Below are 18,666 nucleotides of genomic sequence, written 5' to 3' on the forward strand. Positions count from 1 at the left end.
AACGGATGAAAATCGGAATCGTCAACGACATGCCGCTCGCCATCGAGGCGCTGCGCCGCGCACTCGCGGCGCGCCACGACTACGACGTGCTATGGGTCGCGCAAGACGGACAGCAGGCGGTCGATTTCTGCACCGCGCAGCGGCCCGACATCGTGCTGATGGACCTGGTGATGCCGAACGTCGACGGCATCGAAGCTACGCGCCGCATCATGGCGCGTGCGCCGTGCGCGATCCTGATCGTGACCGTCGACGTCGGCGCGAACGCGTGGCGCGTCTATGAAGCGATGGGCGCGGGCGCCCTCGACGCCGTCGATACGCCGTCGCTGAGCGGGCCCGACGCGCACAAAAGCATCGCCACGCTGATCGCGAAAATCGACCGCATCGGCGCGCTGGTCAAGGAGCGCATCGCACCCGGCGCGGCAGCTGCCGGCACACCCGTCAGCGCGACGAACAGCGATACGCCGCTGGTGGCGATCGGCGCATCGGCGGGCGGTCCCGCCGCGCTCGCAACCTTGCTCGCCGGTCTGCCGAAAGATTTTCCGGCGGCGACCGTGATCGTGCAGCACGTTGACGCGGCGTTCGCGGCCGGCATGGCCGACTGGCTGAACCAGCAATCGGCGTTGCCGGTGCGGATCGCCCGCGAAGGCGACCGGCCGCAAGCGGGCCTCGTGCTGCTCGCCGCCACCGACGATCACCTGCACCTCAAGTTGCCGAACGTGCTCGGCTACACACGGGTGCCGGAAGAAACGCCGTACCGCCCGTCCGTCGACGTGTTTTTTCACAGCGTGGTGGCACGCTGGCCGGCGCGCGCGGTCGGCGTGCTGCTGACCGGTATGGGTCGCGACGGCGCAATCGGTCTCAAGGCAATGCGCACCAAGGGCTATCACACGATCGCGCAGGACGAGGCGACGTGCGCCGTGTACGGCATGCCGAAAGCGGCGGCCGCGCTCGACGCCGCCGTCAGGATTCTGCCTTTACCGAGGATTGCTACTGCACTCGCGGCTGCGATCAGCGCGTGATTGGCGCACACTGTCCGCGCGACCGCATCTGAGCACGTTTCGATTCACTGACATTCATTCTGGCTGAACATCATGGACACTCCTAAACCGCATCGGAACGCCGCCGCGCAGGACCTCGCAGAAGACGACGCGAACGCGCAGGCGCAAGCGTTGGAAGCGGAGGACGCCCCCAATCTCGCCGTTGACGACGCGTTGGCCCGCATCCTCGGTAATCCGCCGGCTGCCGAATGCCCGATCATGGTGTTGCTGGTCGACGACCAGGCGATCATCGCCGAAGCGATCCGGCTGGCGCTGGCCGGCGAGTCGAGCGTCGATTTCCATTACTGCGCGTCGCCCGAAGAGGCGGTGCGCTGCGCCGACGAAACGCGCGCCACCGTGATCCTGCAAGACCTGGTGATGCCGGGCACCGACGGCCTCACGCTGGTGCGTCAGTACCGCCAGAATCCGGCCACGCGCGACATTCCGATCATCATGCTGTCGACCAAGGAAGAGCCGCTGGTGAAAAGCGCGGCATTCGCTGCCGGCGCCAACGACTATCTGGTGAAGCTGCCGGACCGCATCGAGTTGATCGCGCGGATTCGTTATCACTCGCGCTCGTATCTGAACCTGCTGCAACGCGACGAGGCGTATCAGGCGCTGCGTCAGTCGCAACAGCAGTTGCTCGCGACCAATCTGGAGTTGCAGCGGCTCACGCATTCGGACGGGTTGACGGGGCTGTCGAATCGCCGCTACCTCGATCAGTATCTGGCCGCCGAATGGCGCCGCGCCATGCGCGATAAAACCGGCCTCGGCTTTCTGATGATCGATGTGGATAACTTCAAGGCCTACAACGACACCTACGGCCACGTGGCTGGCGACGAAGTGCTGAAGCGCGTCGCGCAAACCGTCGAAGCCTGCCTGGGACGCTCGCCGGATCTCGCAGCGCGCTTCGGCGGCGAAGAGTTCGCGGTGGTGCTGCCGGGCACGTCGTCGGGCGGCTTGCGGCTGCTTGCCGAGAAGATCCGCATCGCGATCGAAGGGCTCATGATTCCGCATGCGGGCTCCGCGAGCGGCGTGGTGACGATCAGCATCGGCGCGGCGACGCTGGTGCCGTCAGCGGCCGAGCCGGTGACCAAGCTGATCGAAGCCGCCGACATCGGCCTGTATCGCGCCAAGCGGGACGGGAAAAATCAGGTCGCGGTGAGCGACTGATCGTTCAGCGTTGCCAGGACGCGGCGCCGGGCGCTGCGTCACCCCGATAGCGGGCGCGCACTTCGGCGAGTACCGTGGCCTCGATGGCGCCCTCGTCCACCAGCGCCTTCAGTGCAGCGATCACGATGGAGCGGCGGTCCACTTCGAAGAATTCGCGCAGCGCCTGGCGCGTATCGCTGCGGCCGAAACCATCGGTGCCGAGCGTCACGTAGCGGCGCGGCACGTAGGCGCGAATCAGTTCGGGCACCGCGCGCACGTAGTCCGTTGCGGCGATGATCGGACCTTGCGATGCGGCGAGCGCTTGCGTGACGTAGGGCGTGTCTGCATCGGTATCGGTGCCGTTGCCGAGACGCGCAAGCCGCTCCGCCGCCATCCCGTCGCGCTGCAACTCGGTGAAGCTCGTCACGCTCCACACGGCGGCGTCGATCTGCCAGTCGTCCTTCAACATCTGCTGCGCCGCGATCACTTCGCCGAGAATCGCGCCCGCGCCGAGTAACTGCACCCTGGCGTTCGCGGCACTGTCCTGCTGAGCGCCCAGCGCGTAGATGCCCTTCAGAATCCCTTCCCTCAGCGTCGTCCAATCGCTATCCGGCACCGAAGGCTGCGGGTAGTTTTCGTTCATCACAGTGACGTAATAGAACACGTCGCGCTGTGCCTCGACCATCTCGCGCATGCCCTCGTCGACGATCGCGGCAAGCTCGTACGCGAACGCCGGATCGTACGCGCGGCAATTCGGAATCGTCGATGCCGCCAGATGACTCGACCCGTCCTGATGCTGCAAACCTTCGCCGCCGAGCGTCGTCTTGCCCGAGGTCGCGCCGATCAGAAAACCTCTCGCGCGTTGATCGGCCGCCGCCCAGATCAGATCGCCGATGCGCTGGAAACCGAACATCGAGTAGTAGATGTAGAACGGCAGCATCGGCAGATCGTGCACGCTGTACGACGTCGCCGCCGCGACCCACGACGACACCGCGCCCGCCTCCGAAATGCCTTCCTCGAGAATCTGGCCTTGCGTGTCCTCGCGGTAGTACAGCATCGAGCCGAGGTCTTCCGGCTCGTACAACTGCCCGAGCGGCGAATAGATGCCGACCTGCCGGAACATGTTCGCCATGCCGAAGGTGCGCGCCTCGTCGGCGACGATGGGCACGACGCGCTGGCCGACTTCCTTGTCCTTCAGCAGCGCGGTCAGCATGCGCACCAGCGCCATGGTCGTGGACATCTCGCGGCCGTTCGACTCCAGCGCGAATTGCCCCCAAGAGGACACCGGCGGGACGATCAGCCCCGTCGATGCGACTCTCCGCCTTCTGGGCAGATAGCCTCCAAGAGCCGCCCGGCGAGCATGCAGGTACTGCATTTCCGGGCTGTCCGCTGCGGGTTGGTAAAACTTCACCTGTTCGACGTCGTGGTCCGTCAGCGGCAGGCGGAAACGGTCGCGAAACGCCTTCAGGTCATCGAAATCGAGTTTCTTCTGTTGATGCGTGGTCATGCGGCCCTGCCCCGCGGTGCCCATGCCGAAGCCCTTCATCGTCTTCGCGAGGATCACCGTCGGCTGGCCTTGATGGGCCAACGCCTTCGCGTAGGCCGCGTGCAGTTTGCGCACGTCGTGACCGCCGCGTCGTAAACGGTCGATATCGTCGTCGCTCAATTGCGCGGCGAGCGCGGCCAACTCCGGGTTCTGGCCGAAGAAGCGCTCGCGGTTGTACGCGCCGTCGTTCGCCGAGAAGGTCTGGAACTGACCGTCGACGGTTTGCGCGAACGCGCGCAGCAAGGCGCCGGTGCGGTCGCGCGAGAACAATGCGTCCCAGTCCGAGCCCCACAGCACCTTGATCACGTTCCAGCCGGCGCCGATGAAATGCGCCTCCAGTTCGTCGACGATGCGGCCGTTGCTGCGCACCGGGCCGTCGAGACGCTGCAGGTTGCAGTTGATCACGAACACCAGATTGTCGAGCCCCTCACGCGCGGCGAGCGAGAGCGCGCCGGTCGATTCGGGCTCGTCCATCTCGCCATCACCGAAGAAGCCCCACACCTTGCGGCCTTCGGTTTGTGCGAGGCCGCGGTTGGCCAGGTAGCGCATGAAGCGCGCCTGGTAAATCGCGTTGATCGGGCCGATGCCCATCGAGCCGGTCGGGAACTGCCAGAAGTCCGGCATCAGCCACGGATGCGGATACGAACACAAACCCGGGCCGCCGATCTCGCGCCGGTAATGCTGCAGGTTCTCCTCGGACAGGAAGCCTTCGAGGTAAGCCCGCGCATACACGCCCGGCGACGAATGCGGCTGGAAGTACACGAGGTCGCCAGTGCCCGCCTCTCCGCCCGGCGCCGCCGCGCGGAAAAAATGGTTGAAGCCGACTTCGAACAGATCCGCCGCCGACGCATAACTCGCGATATGACCGCCGAGTTCGCCGTAGGCCTTGTTCGCGCGCACCACCATGGCGAGTGCGTTCCAGCGCAAGGCGGCGGCGAGCCGTTCCTCGAGTTCGAGGTTGCCCGGATAGCGCGGCTGCTGCTCAACCGGGATCGTGTTCTGGTACGGCGTGACGTTGGTGCGTGCCGATTCGACACCGAGCGACAGCGCGTGGCTCGCCAGCTTGTCGAACAGGAACTGCGCGCGGTCGCGACCGACGTGTTCGACCACCGCATCGAGCGCGTCGAGCCATTCGGCGGTTTCCTGCGGATCGTCGTCCGCCTGCTCCGCGCCGCCGACTTGCTGCACATTCAACGCCCGCACCTGCTCATTACCGTTGGACAAATCCGTCATGGCACCACTCCCGCAATCGACGCGTTCGGCTCAAGATCGAGTGAGTCAATGGTAACCATGAGGTCGCAAAATGAGCGTCTGAATTGCTTGTGATCGTCCGCTGCGATAGGCTATTTATTCCGAAATTCGCCGCCCACACGGAATATTTCATCTATGACGACGCCACCCCGCCGGCTAGACCGTATCGACATCGGCATCCTGAGCCAGTTGCAGCAGAACGCGCGCATCACCAATGCGGATCTGGCGCGCTCGGTGAATCTGTCGCCGACGCCGTGCTTCAACCGCGTACGCGCGCTCGAAAAGCTGGGCCTGTTCAAGCAGCAGGTCACGCTGCTCAATCCGGAACGGCTCGGGCTGCGCATCAACGTGTTTATTCAGGTGAGTCTGGAAAAGCAGGTGGAAGACGCGCTGCAGCGTTTCGAGCAGGCGATTTCGGAGCGGCCCGAGGTGATGGAGTGTTATCTGATGACGGGCGACGCCGATTATCTGTTGCGCGTCGTGATGCCGGATATGCAGACGCTCGAGCGCTTCATCGTCGATCATTTGACGAAGATTCCGGGTATTTCCAATATCCGTTCGAGTTTTGCGCTCAAGCAGGTGCGCTATAAGACGGCGTTGCCGTTGCCGTCGTCGGGATTGACGCTGGTCGATCCCGACGACGTGGCGACGGATTGGCGCTAGGGCGCCGCGCCGTACAGCCTTCTTCAAGCCGCCTTGGCGCTCGCGTAACGAGCGGCCGGCAGCTTGTGCGACAGATTCGGCTGCAAATGCTGGCGCGCGGTGTTGAAACGCTCCCAATCCGCGGCGTCCGGCAACGACGGAATCGTCACGAGTTCGCCCTGGTCCAGACCGGCGAGCGCCGCGTCCACCATGTCTTCGGCGGTCATGACGATCTGCGCGGGCAAATGCTCGACCGCGAGTCCGGCACGGTCCCAGAACGCCGTGCTGGTCGCGCCCGGCAACACCGCCTGCAACTGCACGCCCTTGTCGCCCACTTCGTGCTGCAGCGACTGCGTCAGATTCAGGACATAGGCCTTGGTACCGCTATACGTGCCGTTCAACATCTCCGGCGACAACGCCACGACCGACGACACATTGATCAGAATCCCTTTGCCGCGCGCGACGAAACCCGGCACGGCCGCCGCCGTCAACCGCGTGAGCGCGGTCACGTTCAGCTCGATCATCTGCTCGAGCGAGTCGACATCGGAATCGATCAGCGACGCCGTCGCGCCGACGCCCGCGTTGTTGACCAGCATCGTGATGTTCTGGTCCACGCGCAACCGGTCTTCGATGCGGCGCGTATCGGCCTTCACGGTCAGATCCGCGCCGATGGTCTCGACGCTGCGACCGGTGGCCTGCTTCAGACGGTCGGCCAAACCGTTCAACCGGGTGACATCCCGTGCGACGAGGATCAGGTCGTAGCCGCGCCGTGCGAGGCGATCCGCATACACCGCGCCGATGCCCGACGATGCGCCTGTAACCAATGCTGTTCCTTTGTTGCCTGCTTGCGTTGCCATTTGAAGCGCTCCTCGCGGGCGTGGCGCTTTGCGCCTGTGCCCTGTCAGATTCAGATGAAGGGAAAAACCGGAAACCGCCGCTGCCGTGCCGTTTTCATCGCGCACTGCAGGTTGACGAGGCAAGTCTAGACGCGTAGTCTTTCGTCTCAAATGTCGTAATTACCTCGTTTTAGGACATCGCAATGAGACACGTCGGCGTGGTGGTTTTTCCGGGCTTCCAGATCCTCGATATGGTCGCGATCTCGGTGTTCGAACTGGCTAACCTGGTGGCTGGGCAGCCCGAATATCAGGTCGAGGTGATTTCCGAACTCGGCGGCACGGTGCGCAGCTCGTCCGGCGTCGAGGTCGTCTCGCGACCATTCGGCGATCCCACCTACGACACGGTGGTCGTGACAGGCGCCATGGAGATCGCGCCGTCGTCGCCCGGCATGCTGGCGTTTCTGAACGACGCGCTCGCTGCGTCGCGCCGCACCACCAGCATCTGCACCGGCGCCTTCGTGCTGGCGGAAGCCGGGATTCTCGACGGCCGCCATGCCACCACGCACTGGGCCTATGCGGGCGAGCTGCAACGGCGCTTTCCCGGCGCGCGGGTCGACGACGACCGCATTTTTATCGTCGACGGCTCCGTGTGGACGTCCGCCGGCATGACGGCGTGCATCGATCTTTGTCTGGCGCTGGTTGAAAACGATCTTGGCACGGCGGTGTCGCGCGCGATCGCCAGGAAGCTCGTGGTGTATCACCGGCGCACCGGCGGCCAGTCGCAGTTTTCGGCCATGCTCGATCTCGAGCCGAAATCCGATCGCATCCAGAGCGCGCTGTCGTATGCCAAGAACCATCTGCGCGAGCCGTTGACGGTCGAACAACTCGCCGACGTCGCGCATCTGAGCCCGCGGCAATTCAGCCGCGCGTTTCGCGACGAAACCCGTCAATCGCCCGCCAAAGCGATTGAAGCGTTGCGTGTGGAGGCCGCGCGCGCCATGCTGGAGGCCGGCCGCCATTCAATGGAAGCCGTCGCCGTCGACACCGGTTTCGTCGACACCGAACGAATGCGGCGCGCCTTTCTGCGGGCGTATGGCCAACCACCGCAGGCAATCAAGCGCGCGGCCCGCGCGCTGTAACAGTCGAGGCGGACAATAGAGGCGAATGCGGCATCCCTCGAACTGTCCCTGCAACCCAGGAAAGGAAGCGTGATGAACTACGACAACAGCAATCCCTTCGCGAGGATTCTGCGTGGCGAACTACCCTGCATCAAAGTCGCGGAAACCAGTACGGCGCTGGCCTTCATGGATCTGATGCCGCAAGCGGACGGCCATTTGCTGGTGGTGCCGAAAGAGGCGGTCGTGGAGATTTTCGAGCTGTCGGATGCGTCGACGGTGGCCTGCATGCGCATGACGCAGAAGCTGGCAATCGCCGTGCGCGCGGCCTTGCGGCCCGACGGCGTGTTTATCGGCCAGTTCAATGGCGAGGCGGCCGGTCAAACGGTGCCGCATGTGCACTTTCACGTGATTCCGCGCTGGGACGGCCAGCCGCTGCGCATGCACGCGCGCGAGGTCGCCGACGCGGATACGCTCGAAGCCCTCGCCCAACGGATTCGCGCTCATTGGCGTGCCGATTGAGGCGGCCTGAAGCATCGCTCGAAGCTGAACGCCGCGTATTGCGCCGTAATAACTGTAAAAGCCGGTGAAACCAGCGGCGCGCGTTCACAAGTTAGACTTATCTCTGCCTTGTGTACCCGCAAGGCATTGAGTGTGGATCTCTTTTTCAGCCTGCCCGAAACGGCAGGCTTTTTTATTGGCGGCACGTATTTGCACGCGCCGTGCTGCCGGTCTCGGGCGCCCTGCATAAAAAAACCCGCGCGCGGCGGGTTCGTGATGCATCAACGGTGATACGGCGCCGGGCCATGATGCGGCGGCGGCCGACGATGATGGGGGTAATGATGCGGCGGCGGCACGCGACGGCAGCGCTTCACCAGCCGACCATGCACCCACACGCGTTTGCACACCACCCGGGAATGGGAATGCGCCTCGGCAGCCGCCGGCACGAAGGCCGCGGCGGTGGCCGCCAGCAGCATCAAAGACATCAGTTTGCGCACAACACCTCCTGTTCAACGGGCCGTCATTCTAAAACGGCACCGTCGATTCGTGCTGTGCAGCACCCAGGAGGATCAGCGGCCAGTCAAAGCCCGCGCATTAAAGCCGATGCCGCGTGCGGCGCAACGGATGCCGCCAGTCGATGCGCCGCGGTTTAACGTGCGCGGGTCGCATCTCGTGCAGATGGCGGTGTTCTTGCCACAATTCGTCGGAGAAAAGAAACGCGACGATAAGCAGCGGAATCACCAGAAAAACGCCCAGAATCAAGTGCTCGATCACGGTGGCCTCCGATCGCAGGAGCAAGATTTCATTGTAGAGCACCGCATGTGCCCGAACGGTGTCGCGCCACGCATAAACACGCGGCAGGCCACCTGCGACAACGCGACGCCCCGCCCGCGCCAAACCCGCGCGCCGCCTCGGTTCGCCGCGTGGATAGGTCGCACCGCGCTGGCACGCTTTACGAACTCCCGGCTACGCGCCCTGACTAACTAGCGCGCGCTTGATGCGCCGTCACCGGCCTCGCGCGCCTAGACCAATAATTCTCAAGGGGAATCTCATGACCACCGAACGCAGCAACGACCTCACCTTGCGCCCACTCGAGCGCACCGATCTGCGCTTTGTGCACGAAGTCAACAACAACGCGAAGATCATGCGTTACTGGTTCGAGGAGCCGTACGAAACCTTCTCCGAACTGACCCAACTGTACGACCAGCACGTGCACGATCTGCGCGAGCGCCGCTTCGTCGCGATCGACAACGAAGGGCAGACCGTCGGCGTCGTCGAGTTGATCGAACTGGACTATATTCACCGGCGCGGCGAGTTCCAGATCATCATCGCGCCTCACGCTCAGGGCCGCGGCTACGCGACCGTCGCGACTCAACTCGCGATCGACTATGCGTTTTCGGTGCTGAATCTGCGCAAGGTCTACCTGATTGTGGACAAGTCGAATACCGCGGCAATCCACGTCTACGAGAAGTGCGGCTTCCGCCACGAGGCCGAGTTGATCGAGGAGTTTTTCGGCAACGGCAGCTATCACAACGCGTTGCGCATGTGCCTGTTCCAGGCGCAGTTCTTCGCGTCGAAGCAGCGCGAAAAGTGAGCGCGCGAGGGTTGCCGGATGTCGCTGACGCGCACCGGCGACTCAGCCTGGCATTGTTTATCTTCTGCACGTACACCGTTATTTCGCGATTTTTCATTGATCGTCTGAATGACTTTGTGTGCAATGCACCAAGTGCGCGAATTAAATGTAGTAAATCGCTTAATTGGTGCTACTCGTTTACGCCGATACGCGCCGCAAAGCTTTACTGGTTAAAGCGGCGTGCCCTGCTTGCCTGTCAGTTATCCACCGCCATTCCAATCATTTAAGCGGCTGCTCAATGTTTAAGCAGCCATGGCGCATGGTGCGACAATTCGCCACTGTTGCGACCGCACACAAGATGTGCTTGTTGTTCTTCGCCATTCTCCTAAAGTGCAAGTTGCGGGTGGGACGTTAAAGTTAAATACATAGCTAACCAGAGTATTCCCGGCCCGCACCGGAGGAAAATATGAAAACGCGAATCGCCCTTGTTTTCGCCATTGCGGGATTGGCTGCCGCGACTGTTCAGGCGCAAGACGTCATGATCAAGCCGCAGCAAACCATTCAGTTCAAAGCCAATGCGTACGGCTGTCTGTCGAAAGATAAACTCGACGCCGCCGATGTGCATGCCCAGGCCGGCGAACAGCAGAAAATGCAGGAATTCTTCTCCGGATATCAATGCGTTTCGACGCCGGAAAATTCGAGCTTCCGCGTGGTGCGCGTAGTCGGCCACGACGTCGAGTTCGTGAATTCCGGCAATAGCGATACGGAAGGCCTCTGGGCAAACGATCGCTTTATCAAACAATAAACTGAAAATAAGCTGAACGCCGTCATTCCGGCATCACGCCGGAATGAGTTGTTGTGTCGGACAATTAGATTCTCTGACTGTTAAAAGCCGGAGGCGGTGGACCTGTGAGTAATAGATCGGCCGGGCATTATGTGCCCGGCCGATTTTATTTTGTGCGTGGCGTTTTTTACGGGTTAACGCTTTGACGCCGAACTGAAGCGGACGCGGACAAAAAAGCCGATGCGGCCTATCGGCCCACATCGGCAGTACGCCTTCTCGCAAAGCGCAGGTTCAATCAATCCATTCTTGAGTCAACGCGTCATTCAGCGCAGCGATCAATGCGAATCGCGCGGCACCGCCGCGCCGCTCGAGCCGACGAGGAAGTCCAGGTCCGCGCCCTGATCCGCTTGCAAGACATGCTCGACATACAGCTTGTAGTAGCCGCGTTTGGGTGGCTCCGGCGGCTGCCATGCGGCGCGCCGGCGGGCGAGTTCGTCGTCGGAGACGTCCAGGTGCAGACGGCGTGCTTCGACGTCCAGTTCGATCATGTCGCCGGTTTGCACGAACGCGAGCGGGCCGCCCGCGGCCGCTTCCGGCGACACGTGCAGCACCACCGCGCCGTAGGCCGTGCCGCTCATGCGGCCGTCGGAAATCCGCACCATGTCCGTGATGCCTTTTTGCAGCACCTTTTTCGGCAGCGGCATGTTGCCGACTTCCGCGAAACCCGGATAGCCCTTCGGGCCCGCGCCCTTGAGCACCATGATGCAATGCTCGTCGATATCGAGCGACTCGTCGTCGATCTTCGCGTGCAGTTCCTCGATGTTCTCGAATACGACCGCGCGGCCGCGATGCTTGAGCAACTCCGCCGTCGCCGCCGAAGGCTTGATCACCGCGCCATTCGGCGCGAGGTTGCCCTTGAGCACGGCGATGCCCGCCTTCGGCTTGAACGGCTCGGCGAACGTGGTGATGACTTTCTCGTCGTGATTCGGCGCGTTGCGCACGTTGTCCCAGATCGTTTTACCGTTGACAGTCAGCGCTTCGCGATGCAACAGGCCTTGTTCGCCCATTTGCTTCAACACCGCCGGCAAACCGCCAGCGTAGTAAAAATCCTCCATCAGATATTCACCCGACGGTTGCAGATTCACCAGACACGGCACGTTCGAACCCAGCTCCCAATCCTCCAGCGACAACTCCACGCCAATCCGCTTGGCCAGCGCGATCAGATGCACGACGGCATTGGTCGAGCCGCCGATCGCCGCGTTCGTGCGAATCGCGTTTTCGAACGCCTGGCGTGTGAGGATCTTGTCCATGGTCAAATCCTCGCGGACCATGTCGACAATCCGCCGGCCCGCCAGATGCGCGAGCACCTGACGGCGCGCGTCGACGGCGGGAATCGCCGCGTTGTGCGGCAAGCCCATGCCGAGCGATTCGACCATCGACGCCATCGTCGACGCCGTGCCCATCGTCATGCAGTGACCACGCGAGCGGTTCATGCACGACTCGGCTTCGGTGAATTCTTCCTGCGTCATCGAGCCGGCGCGTACTTCCTCCGACATCTGCCAGACGCCCGTGCCCGAACCGATATGCTTGCCGCGAAACCGGCCGTTGAGCATCGGCCCACCGGACACCGCCAGCGCCGGCAGATTGCACGACGCGGCGCCCATCAGCAGAGCGGGCGTGGTCTTATCGCAGCCGACCAGCAGAATCACGCCGTCCATCGGATTGCCGCGAATCGACTCCTCGACGTCCATTGAAGCGAGGTTGCGAAACAGCATCGCCGTGGGCCGCAAATTGGTCTCGCCGAGCGACATCACTGGAAACTCGAGCGGCAGGCCGCCCGCTTCGTGCACGCCTTTTTTCACGTACTCCGCGAGCTCGCGAAAGTGCGCGTTGCACGGCGTCAGTTCGGACCACGTGTTGCAGATGCCGATCACCGGACGCCCGTCGAACTCGTCGTGCGGAATGCCCTGGTTTTTCATCCACGAGCGATGCAGAAAACCATCGCGGTCCTTGAGGCCGAACCACGCCTGGCTGCGCAGCGGCTTTTTAGTCTGGTTCGAATCAGCCATGAAATCTCCTGTTGGCAAAGAGGGGGAGCAGGGCGTGCGTCAGTGCACGCGCTTGCTGCGGCGGAACTGATCGAACAGCACCGCGAGCAGCAGAATCCCGCCGCGAATCAGGTACTGATAAAAGGTCGGCACGTTCATCAGGCTCATGGCGTCCTGCACCGAACCCATGATCAGCACGCCGACCAGCACACCGGAAATCGTCGCGACGCCGCCCGTCAGCGACACGCCGCCGAGCACGCAGGCGGAAATCACACCCAGTTCGAGCCCGACCGAAGTTTTCGGATCGCCCAGACTCATGCGCGACGCCAGCATCACGCCCGCAAAACCCGTCACGAGGCCTTGCAATACGAACACTGTGATCTTGATCCGCGTGACCGGCAAGCCCGCCAGCAAGGCCGCCTCGCTATTGCCGCCGACCGCCAGCACGTTCTTGCCGAATACGGTTTTCTTCAGCAAAAATCCGAACAGGACGAAGCCGACGATGTTGCTCCAGATCGGGTACGAAATACCGAGGAACGCACCGCCGCCCAGGTCGAAGAAACGTTCTTCGGAGATCATCACCGCGTCGCCGTTCGAGGTGATGTAGGCGAGGCCGCGCACGACTTCCATCATCGCAAGCGTGACGATCAGCGAGTTGATCTTGAAGCGCGCGACCAGCACGCCGTTCACCAGCCCGACCGCGCCACCCGCGAGCACGCCGGCCGCAATGCCGAGCGTCACGCTATGCGTCGCGGTGATCAGCGTGGACGCCACCACGCCCGCGAACGCGACGATCGACGCCACCGACAGATCCACTTCGCCGAGCGCGAGCACGAACATCATCGTTACGGAGATCGAGCCGATCAGCGTGACCGAGAGCAGCAGGCCCTGAATGTTTCGCGAGCTCAGAAAATCCGGCACCGTGAACGACAGCACCGCGAACAGAATCACGAACACCATCACGATGCCGGACTTGTTGATCAGATCCCAGGTGCGCGCGGCGCGCGCGCTGAGACCTGAGGCGACGACGGGGGCGGTCGAGGTGTCGGTTGAAGGTGTCTGCATGATGTGTGTTCCGTTTCAATGGCGCGATGCGCCTGCTTTGTTTCGCCGGGTGCGGTGCGGCCGGTTGCCGTTAGCGCGGCAACGCGAGCTTGATCAATGCGTCCGGCGTGGCCTGCGCCTTCGGCAGATCGCCGACAATGCGGCCTTCCTTCATCACGATCACGCGATCCGCCACGCCGATCACTTCGGCGAGATCGCTCGACACGACGATCACCGTGCGGCCCGCTTCGGCGAGTCCATACAGCAAGCCGTAGATTTCACTGCGCGCGCCGACGTCGATACCGCGTGTGGGTTCGTCCATCAGAAACACGTCGATCTCTTCGGCAAGCCAGCGCGACAGAATCACCTTCTGCTGATTGCCGCCGGACAGCGTGCCGATCGGCGTGTCGCCGTTACGCGTCTTGATCGCGAGCTTGCCGATGAAGGTTTTTGCGGTCTGCGCTTCCTTGCGGCCGTTGAGCACGTTGAAGCGGCTGAAGTGACGGCGGCAACTGATGTTGAGGTTGTCCGACACCGACGCGATCGAAACGATGCCTTCCTGCTTGCGGTCTTCCGGACACAGCGCGACACCGGCGCGCACTGCGTCGCGTGGTGTGGCGAAGCGCACCGCTTTTCCCTTGAGCGTGATGTCGCCGGCTGTCGGTTTGACCGCGCCGTAGATCAGCTTCATCAACTCGGAACGTCCCGCGCCGACCAGGCCGAAAAAGCCGACGATTTCACCGCGGCGCGCGGAGAACGAAGCCGGCTCACGCAGGCCGCGTCCCATCAATCCTTTGACGTCGAGTTGCACGTCGCCGAGTTCGCGTGAGCGGTAGCCGTACACGTCGGCAATCGAGCGGCCCACCATGCAACTGATCAGACGATCGCGATCGAGTCCTTCGCCGGCGTCGAACGTATCGATGCGGCGTCCGTCGCGGAACACCGTCACGCGATCGCATAGCTCGTAGACTTCGTCCATGCGATGCGTGACGTAGATAATCGCGCGGCCTTCGGCCTTCAATGCGCGAATGATCCGGAACAGTTGCGTGGTTTCGCGCGAAGACAGCGAACTGGTCGGCTCGTCGAACGCGATCACGCGCGCGTCGCGCATCAACGCCTTGCCGATTTCGATCATTTGCCGCTGGCCGATCGAGAGATTCTTCACCTGTTGCGACGGATCGATCTTCTCGCCGAGCCGTTCGAGTTCATGCACCGCGCGCGCCACCAGCGCCTTTTCGTCGAGCACGCCGAAACGGTTAGGCAGTGCGCCGAGCATCAGGTTTTCCGCGACCGTCAACTCCGGCACCAGATGCAGTTCCTGATAGATGATCGCGACGCCCGCCGCGATCGCCGCTTTCGTCGTGGTGAATTGCTGCTCGACGCCGTCGAGCGACAACGTGCCCGCAGCGGGTTGATTCACACCGGAGAGCACCTTGAGCAGCGTCGATTTGCCGGCGCCGTTTTCGCCCATCAAGCCATGCACTTCGCCGCGTCGTACTTCGAGCGAAACCTGGTCGAGTGCGAGCACGCCGGGAAAGCGCACGGTGATGCCGTCGAGTCGCAGATAAGGACGCGACGACGCAAATGCCGTTGCGGGCGAGGGCGCTTGCGTCGGCAGCGCCGTCTCGCCAAGGTGAGACTCACTGGGTGAAGCCGTCATCGAAAACCTCGAAACCTCGAACTGATAGACAACCAACCGGTGCAGGCCGCGCTCGCGTGAATCCGCAAGAGACGGCCCGCCGCGTGCGAACGCGAATCCCGCTTAAATGCCGAGTTCTTTACGCACGTCCTGCCAGTTGCCGCGCACCATCAGCTTGCCGGTGGTCTGCGTATCGGCGGGCGGCTGCTTGCCGTCCTTGATCCACTCGACGAGGTTCTCCGTGCTCTCCTTGCCGTGCATCGTCGAGCTCACGGCGATCGTGCCGTAGAAGCCCGTCGGTTCTTTCTTCTGGAATTCGGCGAACGCTTCGCCCGCGCCGTTGATGCCGACGCCGATCACATCCGCCGCCGGAATATGCAACTGCTCGGTCGCGCGCACGCCGCCCAGCACGCTCTCCTCGTTGAGCGCGAAGATCACCCACTTCTTGATGGTCGGATGCTGCGCCAGCACCGGCGACGAAGCGTTGAAACCGCCTTCGTCATCGGTCGTTTTCTGCGGGGCGTCGAAGATGTTTTCCTTCTTGAAGCCGCCGGCCAGCAGCGATTGCGTCGCGCCATCGGTGCGCAGCTTCGCGGTCGGCAGTTCGTAGTTCGTGATGCGCAGCGCGCCGACTTCTTCGGGTTTCCAGCCACGGCGTTTCATTTCGTCGCTGATCGCCTGACCGACCTGATTGCCGATCTTGAGCGCGGACATGCCCAGATGCGGCACGTTCGGCAACGGCTTGCCGGTGGAGTCGACGAGTTGATCGTCGACGGTGACGAACTTCATGTTGTAGCGCTTCGCGCGGGCCTGAATCGCAGGGCCAAGGCGCACGTCGGGTGCGCAGATCACGAAGCCGCTCGCGCCTTGCGCACCGAGGTTGTCGATCGCGGCGAGCACTTTTTCGCCGTCGGGCGTGCCGATGTTGACCACCGAGAAGCCGTCTTTCTGACCGAGTGCGGAGGCCGCTTTCTGCTCGTTGATGAACCACGCCTGTTCCGGCATCTTCACGAGGAAGCCGACCTTGAGCGGCTGGTCCGCGTGCGCGGAAAACTGGGCGGCGAAGGGCGCGGCGAGCGCGGCGGCGGCGAGCGCGGATAGCGTCAAACGACGAAGCTTGCGGGTCATGGTTGTCTCCTGAAGTTGTAGTGCTGCGTTGATTTGATTTATGGGCAGCGGGGCGAAGCGGAACGGCTCAGAAAGTCCACGAATGGTATGAGCGGCTCCGATAACTTTCCAATCCCTTTTTAGGCCAACCCGATACCAATTCCGGTATGGCATCATGAAGCCTTGCTCGGCGCTCACGAGCCGGCGAACAGCGTTGAGCCGTTTTGTGCCAATCGTCGGGAAGTCTGGGAGACAAGCCATGACGCGTAACTACTCGAACTGGTTCGTCCGCGCGCGCCTGAAGACGCGGCAATTGCAGTTGCTCGCGGCTATGGAAGAGGAGGGCAACGTCCGGCGAGCCGCCGACATGCTCGGCATGACCCAGCCGGCGGCGTCGCGTTTGCTGAAGGAGTTGGAGGACATGCTGGAGGTCAGCCTGTTCGACCGCACGCCGCACGGCATGCGCGCCACGCTGTATGGCGAAGTGATGATTCGCCACGCACGCATGGTGCTGTCGAATCTGAGCCACGCGCACGACGAGATTTCGGCGTTGCGCGCCGGTCTGGCGGGGCAGGTGCGGATCGGCGTGATCGCGGCGGCCGCCGCGACGATGGTGCCGCGCGCGATCTCCCGCGTGAAAGAGCGCTATCCGCAGTTGCAGATCTGGGCCGAAGTGGAAACCTCGGATGTCATGCTGCCGCGGCTCGCCGAAGGTGAGCTGGACATCATGATTGGCCGCGTTCTGGAGCGGCAGAACCAGTTCAAGGCGGAAGTCAGCTACGAACCGCTCGCCGACGAACCGCTGTGCGTGGTCGCACGCCCCGGGCATCCTCTCGAAAATGAGACAGGTTTGACACTACGGGGAATCGTCAACGCAAGCTGGGTTTTGCATCCGCCGGGCAGCGTGTTGCGTCATCGCTTTGATCTGATGTTTTCGCACATTGGACTGAATCCGCCGCAAAACGTCGTGAATACGAACAATTTTCTGGCGATTTCGAGCTTACTGTTGCAAAGCGACATGTTGGCGGTTTTACCGGAAGAAGTGGCGCGTCAGTACCAACAGTACGGTGTCCTGAAGCGTATACCGATCGATTTACCGTACAGGATGGATACATTCGGTATCATCACGCGCCAGTCGCATCTCCTTTCTCCCGCGGCCTGTGTCGTGCTCGACGCCTTACGGGACGCGGCCGGCGAGGTCTACGGCACGGCTTTCGAGCCGGGTGTGGCGCGATAAATGCTTCTCCCGTGGTATCAGAAGCCGGCCGACGGCGCGGGAGGACCATACGATGTACAACAAACACGGAAAACGGCAACGCGCCGTCGACGATTCTTTTTCTGTTCGCTCCGGTGGAGCGAGCGCCTGGTTTAGCAACGGCATGGCTCTTAAATCGACGATTTACAAGGCGGAACTGCAGATCGCCAACATGGACCGGCACTATTACGCCGACCATGCGCTGACGATCGCCCGCCATCCCTCGGAAACCGACGATCGGATGATGGTCCGCGTCGCCGCGTTCGCGCTATTCGCGCAGGAACGCCTCGAATTCTGCAAAGGTTTGTCCGATGTGGATGAACCGGATCTGTGGCAGAAGGACCTGACTGGCCAGATCGAAACCTGGATCGAAGTCGGTCAGCCGGACGAACGGCGCATTGCCAAGGCAAGCGGTCGCTCGAACGAGGTGATCGTGATCGCCTACGGCGGCCGCACGTCGGACATCTGGTGGCAAGGCGTGCGTAGCAAGGTGGAACGCATGCGCAACGTGACGGTGTGGTCGCTCGGCGAAGATATCGCCACGGCGCTCGGCTCGCTCGCCGCGCGGACCATGCGGCTGCAATGCACGGTGCAGGACGGCGAAGCCTGGCTCGGCAGCGCCGACGCCGATGCGGTGAAAATCGACTGGACGGTGTTGAAAGAGCCCGCCAACGCTTGATGTCGGCCTGACGCCGGCGGCGCCTGACGCTCAGAGCGACGTCATGCGCGCCGCTTCAGGCGGGCCTTTGAGTTCGACCATATTGCCTTCCGGGTCGAACAGATACAGCGACGGCCCAAAGCCGTCCGCGCCGTAGCGCAGTCCCAGTTCGCCCAGCCGGACGCCGTGCCCCGTGAGATGCGCCTTGAGCGCGTCGGCGTCGAACGGATCGACGCGCAGACACAGATGATCCATATTCCGCCCGGTGCCCGGCACGCCGTTTTCGGGGTGATCGAGCCGCGCGCCGACCTGCAACAGGTCGATCAGTGAATGCCCCGCGCGCAACTGCGTCAGACCCAGATCCCGCTGTTCCTTTTCGAGGCTGCAACCGAGCACGTCGCAGTAAAAGCGCGCCATCGATTGGGCGTCGGCCGCGCGAATGACGACGTGGTCGATCTCGCGAATGTGGATTTTCATG

General features: G+C 62.7%; 17 protein-coding genes. 10 read left to right on the top strand and 7 right to left on the bottom strand.

The window, feature by feature from the left end:
- Positions 1 to 5 precede the first annotated feature (5 nt).
- Positions 6 to 1,019, top strand: a complete 1,014-nt coding sequence (locus tag FA94_RS19565) for a chemotaxis response regulator protein-glutamate methylesterase (RefSeq protein WP_035554226.1) — start codon at positions 6 to 8, stop codon at positions 1,017 to 1,019.
- Positions 1,020 to 1,091: 72 nt separating this feature from the next.
- Positions 1,092 to 2,210 (top strand): diguanylate cyclase, encoded by a 1,119-nt coding sequence (locus tag FA94_RS19570; protein WP_035554228.1) that lies wholly within the window; start codon positions 1,092 to 1,094, stop codon positions 2,208 to 2,210.
- Positions 2,211 to 2,214: 4 nt separating this feature from the next.
- On the opposite strand, the gene mdeB is transcribed toward FA94_RS19570, so the two are convergent.
- A complete protein-coding gene (gene mdeB, locus FA94_RS19575) occupies positions 2,215 to 4,968 on the bottom strand; it encodes an alpha-ketoglutarate dehydrogenase (RefSeq protein ID WP_035554229.1) in 2,754 nt (917 codons plus the stop codon).
- Positions 4,969 to 5,121: 153 nt separating this feature from the next.
- Here mdeB and FA94_RS19580 point away from each other — a divergent pair, with 153 nt between their 5' ends.
- Positions 5,122 to 5,649 carry an Lrp/AsnC family transcriptional regulator gene (locus tag FA94_RS19580; protein WP_035554231.1) on the top strand — a complete coding sequence of 176 codons (528 nt, stop codon included), beginning with the start codon at positions 5,122 to 5,124 and terminating at the stop codon, positions 5,647 to 5,649.
- Positions 5,650 to 5,672: 23 nt separating this feature from the next.
- On the opposite strand, the gene FA94_RS19585 is transcribed toward FA94_RS19580, so the two are convergent.
- The gene (locus FA94_RS19585) at positions 5,673 to 6,485 is read right to left on the bottom strand and encodes an SDR family NAD(P)-dependent oxidoreductase (protein WP_035554233.1); all 813 of its coding nucleotides are present in this window, start codon (positions 6,483 to 6,485) and stop codon (positions 5,673 to 5,675) included.
- 182 nt (positions 6,486 to 6,667) lie between these two features.
- Between FA94_RS19585 and FA94_RS19590 the strand changes: the two genes are divergently transcribed.
- The 5 genes from FA94_RS19590 to sap1 all read left to right on the top strand — a co-directional run bounded on the left by FA94_RS19590 (position 6,668) and on the right by sap1 (position 10,458).
- On the top strand, positions 6,668 to 7,603 hold the full coding sequence (locus tag FA94_RS19590) for a GlxA family transcriptional regulator (protein WP_035554235.1): 936 nt from the start codon (positions 6,668 to 6,670) through the stop codon (positions 7,601 to 7,603).
- 72 nt (positions 7,604 to 7,675) lie between these two features.
- Positions 7,676 to 8,101, top strand: coding sequence for an HIT family protein (locus FA94_RS19595; protein ID WP_035554237.1), 426 nt, complete (start codon positions 7,676 to 7,678; stop codon positions 8,099 to 8,101).
- Positions 8,102 to 8,479: 378 nt separating this feature from the next.
- On the top strand, positions 8,480 to 9,067 hold the full coding sequence (locus tag FA94_RS38725; protein WP_156126676.1) for a hypothetical protein: 588 nt from the start codon (positions 8,480 to 8,482) through the stop codon (positions 9,065 to 9,067).
- A gap of 64 nt (positions 9,068 to 9,131) precedes the next feature.
- Positions 9,132 to 9,674, top strand: coding sequence for a spermidine N1-acetyltransferase (gene speG, locus FA94_RS19610; RefSeq protein WP_035554242.1), 543 nt, complete (start codon positions 9,132 to 9,134; stop codon positions 9,672 to 9,674).
- A 445-nt stretch (positions 9,675 to 10,119) separates the two neighbouring features.
- Positions 10,120 to 10,458 (top strand): surface attachment protein Sap1, encoded by a 339-nt coding sequence (gene sap1 / locus FA94_RS19615; protein WP_035554244.1) that lies wholly within the window; start codon positions 10,120 to 10,122, stop codon positions 10,456 to 10,458.
- Positions 10,459 to 10,772: 314 nt separating this feature from the next.
- Here sap1 and FA94_RS19620 read toward each other — a convergent pair whose 3' ends face one another.
- The 4 genes from FA94_RS19620 to FA94_RS19635 all read right to left on the bottom strand — a co-directional run bounded on the left by FA94_RS19620 (position 10,773) and on the right by FA94_RS19635 (position 16,296).
- A complete protein-coding gene (locus tag FA94_RS19620; protein ID WP_035554246.1) occupies positions 10,773 to 12,506 on the bottom strand; it encodes an IlvD/Edd family dehydratase in 1,734 nt (577 codons plus the stop codon).
- Between the two features lie 39 nt (positions 12,507 to 12,545).
- Positions 12,546 to 13,550: an L-arabinose ABC transporter permease AraH gene (gene araH / locus FA94_RS19625; RefSeq protein ID WP_035554248.1), complete on the bottom strand. Its 1,005-nt coding sequence runs from the start codon at positions 13,548 to 13,550 to the stop codon at positions 12,546 to 12,548.
- A gap of 70 nt (positions 13,551 to 13,620) precedes the next feature.
- Complete coding sequence (araG, locus tag FA94_RS19630; protein WP_035554250.1) at positions 13,621 to 15,189, bottom strand: L-arabinose ABC transporter ATP-binding protein AraG; 1,569 nt, start codon at positions 15,187 to 15,189, stop codon at positions 13,621 to 13,623.
- A 102-nt stretch (positions 15,190 to 15,291) separates the two neighbouring features.
- On the bottom strand, positions 15,292 to 16,296 hold the full coding sequence (locus tag FA94_RS19635; protein WP_035554252.1) for an arabinose ABC transporter substrate-binding protein: 1,005 nt from the start codon (positions 16,294 to 16,296) through the stop codon (positions 15,292 to 15,294).
- A 238-nt stretch (positions 16,297 to 16,534) separates the two neighbouring features.
- On the opposite strand from FA94_RS19635, the gene FA94_RS19640 reads away from it, so the two are divergent.
- Together FA94_RS19640 and FA94_RS19645 are read left to right on the top strand one after the other, a co-directional pair.
- Positions 16,535 to 17,512, top strand: coding sequence for a LysR family transcriptional regulator (locus tag FA94_RS19640; protein ID WP_035554253.1), 978 nt, complete (start codon positions 16,535 to 16,537; stop codon positions 17,510 to 17,512).
- Between the two features lie 142 nt (positions 17,513 to 17,654).
- Positions 17,655 to 18,209 carry a YaeQ family protein gene (locus FA94_RS19645; RefSeq protein ID WP_035554255.1) on the top strand — a complete coding sequence of 185 codons (555 nt, stop codon included), beginning with the start codon at positions 17,655 to 17,657 and terminating at the stop codon, positions 18,207 to 18,209.
- A gap of 30 nt (positions 18,210 to 18,239) precedes the next feature.
- Here the strand turns inward: FA94_RS19645 and FA94_RS19650 are convergent, their stop codons facing one another.
- Entirely contained in the window at positions 18,240 to 18,665 is a 426-nt protein-coding gene (locus tag FA94_RS19650; RefSeq protein ID WP_035554257.1) for a VOC family protein, read from the bottom strand.
- Position 18,666: the final 1 nt, after the last annotated feature.

This window comes from Burkholderia sp. 9120 (genome assembly GCF_000745015.1).
GTDB lineage: Bacteria > Pseudomonadota > Gammaproteobacteria > Burkholderiales > Burkholderiaceae > Paraburkholderia.

Excerpts from the sequence above, each read along its gene's own strand:
- FA94_RS19565 (WP_035554226.1), top strand. The coding sequence starts at position 6 with ATGAAAATCGGAATCGTCAACGACATGCCGCTCGCCATCGAGGCGCTG.
- FA94_RS19570 (WP_035554228.1), top strand. The coding sequence starts at position 1,092 with ATGGACACTCCTAAACCGCATCGGAACGCCGCCGCGCAGGACCTCGCA.
- mdeB (WP_035554229.1), bottom strand. The coding sequence starts at position 4,968 with ATGACGGATTTGTCCAACGGTAATGAGCAGGTGCGGGCGTTGAATGTG.
- FA94_RS19580 (WP_035554231.1), top strand. The coding sequence starts at position 5,122 with ATGACGACGCCACCCCGCCGGCTAGACCGTATCGACATCGGCATCCTG.
- FA94_RS19585 (WP_035554233.1), bottom strand. The coding sequence starts at position 6,485 with ATGGCAACGCAAGCAGGCAACAAAGGAACAGCATTGGTTACAGGCGCA.
- FA94_RS19590 (WP_035554235.1), top strand. The coding sequence starts at position 6,668 with ATGAGACACGTCGGCGTGGTGGTTTTTCCGGGCTTCCAGATCCTCGAT.
- FA94_RS19595 (WP_035554237.1), top strand. The coding sequence starts at position 7,676 with ATGAACTACGACAACAGCAATCCCTTCGCGAGGATTCTGCGTGGCGAA.
- speG (WP_035554242.1), top strand. The coding sequence starts at position 9,132 with ATGACCACCGAACGCAGCAACGACCTCACCTTGCGCCCACTCGAGCGC.
- sap1 (WP_035554244.1), top strand. The coding sequence starts at position 10,120 with ATGAAAACGCGAATCGCCCTTGTTTTCGCCATTGCGGGATTGGCTGCC.
- FA94_RS19620 (WP_035554246.1), bottom strand. The coding sequence starts at position 12,506 with ATGGCTGATTCGAACCAGACTAAAAAGCCGCTGCGCAGCCAGGCGTGG.
- araH (WP_035554248.1), bottom strand. The coding sequence starts at position 13,550 with ATGCAGACACCTTCAACCGACACCTCGACCGCCCCCGTCGTCGCCTCA.
- araG (WP_035554250.1), bottom strand. The coding sequence starts at position 15,189 with ATGACGGCTTCACCCAGTGAGTCTCACCTTGGCGAGACGGCGCTGCCG.
- FA94_RS19635 (WP_035554252.1), bottom strand. The coding sequence starts at position 16,296 with ATGACCCGCAAGCTTCGTCGTTTGACGCTATCCGCGCTCGCCGCCGCC.
- FA94_RS19640 (WP_035554253.1), top strand. The coding sequence starts at position 16,535 with ATGACGCGTAACTACTCGAACTGGTTCGTCCGCGCGCGCCTGAAGACG.
- FA94_RS19645 (WP_035554255.1), top strand. The coding sequence starts at position 17,655 with ATGGCTCTTAAATCGACGATTTACAAGGCGGAACTGCAGATCGCCAAC.
- FA94_RS19650 (WP_035554257.1), bottom strand. The coding sequence starts at position 18,665 with ATGAAAATCCACATTCGCGAGATCGACCACGTCGTCATTCGCGCGGCC.